At 71.0% G+C, this 1,620-nt stretch carries 3 protein-coding genes; 1 reads left to right on the plus strand and 2 read right to left on the minus strand.

The window, feature by feature from the left end; translation table 11 throughout:
• Positions 1-121: 121 nt before the first annotated feature.
• Together ACFW9Z_RS25080 and ACFW9Z_RS25085 are read right to left on the minus strand one after the other, a co-directional pair.
• The gene (locus ACFW9Z_RS25080; RefSeq protein ID WP_043974418.1) at positions 122-424 is read right to left on the minus strand and encodes a co-chaperone GroES; all 303 of its coding nucleotides are present in this window, start codon (positions 422-424) and stop codon (positions 122-124) included.
• 124 nt (positions 425-548) lie between these two features.
• Complete coding sequence (locus tag ACFW9Z_RS25085) at positions 549-866, minus strand: DUF3618 domain-containing protein (protein WP_384644649.1); 318 nt, start codon at positions 864-866, stop codon at positions 549-551.
• 143 nt (positions 867-1,009) lie between these two features.
• On the opposite strand from ACFW9Z_RS25085, the gene bcp reads away from it, so the two are divergent.
• The gene (bcp, locus tag ACFW9Z_RS25090) at positions 1,010-1,477 is read left to right on the plus strand and encodes a thioredoxin-dependent thiol peroxidase (RefSeq protein ID WP_015608808.1); all 468 of its coding nucleotides are present in this window, start codon (positions 1,010-1,012) and stop codon (positions 1,475-1,477) included.
• The last annotated feature ends 143 nt before the right edge of the window (positions 1,478-1,620 follow it).

The raw sequence follows: 1,620 nt of genomic DNA on the forward strand, positions 1-1,620 counted from the left end.
TTTTTGTGCCCCCCCGGTGCGGGGGGGTGCGGGGGGGGTTGCCCCCCCCCCCTCTCTTCGGGGGGGGGGGGGGGGGGGCCCCCCCCCCCCCCCCCCTCCGCACTCCTACAGGCCTACACGTCTACAGATACAGCCCGGTCGAATCCACCGACCCCTCGAACCGGTCCGCCGCCACCGCGTGCAGATCGCGCTCCCGCATGAGCACGTACGCCACGCCCCGCACCTCGACCTCGGCGCGGTCCTCGGGGTCGTACAGCACGCGGTCCCCGGGCTCCACCGTCCGCACGTTCTGACCGACCGCGACGACCACGGCCCAGGCGAGCCGCCGGCCCACCGCCGCCGTCGCCGGGATCAGGATGCCGCCGCCGGAACGCCGCTCGCCCTCGGCGGTGTCGTTCCGCACCAGGACGCGGTCGTGCAGCATGCGGATGGGCAGCTTGTCGTCATCATGGGGGTTGCCCTGGGTCTTGTCGCTCACGCCCGCAACCTACCGTCACCGCCCCGCCGCGCACGCCCGAGGGGGCCGTACGCCCCGAAAAGCGAACCCGTCACTTCCGACGGCGCTTCGAGGCCGTGATCAGCCCCACCACGCCCACCGCGAGCAGCGCGGCGGGGATCACCCGCTCCAGCCGCGGCGAGCCGTCCTCCGCGACGAACTGCGCCTTCACTTGCGACACCGAGCGATTCACCGCGACGAACGCCCGGCCGGCCGTCCGGTCCACGGTCTGGGCCGCCTTGGCCTTCGCGTCGCCGATGATCGTCTTCGGGTGTACCCGCACCCCGATCTCGTCGAGCACCACAGCGAGCTGCTCGCGCCTGCTGATGATGTCCGCCTCGATCTGCGCAGGGGTCCTGGCATCCGACACTGCGCCGCCTCCGTGGTCGTGTCTCCGGTAAACCTTCATCTGAACCTTCGTCGACAGTCTGTCAGCTCGAACCCCCGCGCACCCGGCGGCACCCCTATTACGCTCGGTCCCGTCCGACCCGCGCACCACCCGAGGAGAACCACATGAGCGAGCGACTCAAGCCCGGCGACCCCGCTCCCGCCTTCACCCTTCCCGACGCCGACGGCAACGAGGTCTCGCTCGCGGACCACAAGGGCCGCAAGGTCATCGTCTACTTCTACCCGGCGGCTCTTACCCCCGGCTGCACCAAGCAGGCCTGCGACTTCACGGACAACCTCGACCTGCTCGCGGGCGCCGGGTACGACGTCATCGGGGTCTCCCCCGACAAGCCGGAGAAGCTCGCGAAGTTCCGCGAGCAGGAGAACCTCAAGGTGACCCTGGTCGGCGACCCGTCCAAGGAGACCCTGGAGGCGTACGGCGCCTTCGGCGAGAAGAAGCTGTACGGCAAGGTCGTGACGGGCGTCATCCGCTCCACCGTCGTCGTGGACGAGGACGGCAAGGTGGAGCACGCCTTCTACAACGTCAAGGCGACCGGCCACGTGGCCAAGATCATCAGGGACCTGGGCATCTGAGCTCCGGCCTCCGAGCGCACGGCCGCCCCGGATGGGCCATCCGGGGCGGGCCGCCCCCGGCCCGCCCCCCCCCGGCGCCCGCCCGGGCAACCCCCCCCCCCCCCCCGGTGAAAGAAAAAACAGCGACACCACCACAAAAACTA

The sequence above is a fragment of the Streptomyces sp. NPDC059452 genome (assembly GCF_042750035.1).
In the GTDB taxonomy this organism is placed as follows: Bacteria; Actinomycetota; Actinomycetes; order Streptomycetales; family Streptomycetaceae; genus Streptomyces.

Bases quoted from the DNA above. Each gene is read 5' to 3' on its own strand.
- ACFW9Z_RS25080 (WP_043974418.1), bottom strand. From the start codon at position 424: ATGCTGCACGACCGCGTCCTGGTGCGGAACGACACCGCCGAGGGCGAG.
- bcp (WP_015608808.1), top strand. From the start codon at position 1,010: ATGAGCGAGCGACTCAAGCCCGGCGACCCCGCTCCCGCCTTCACCCTT.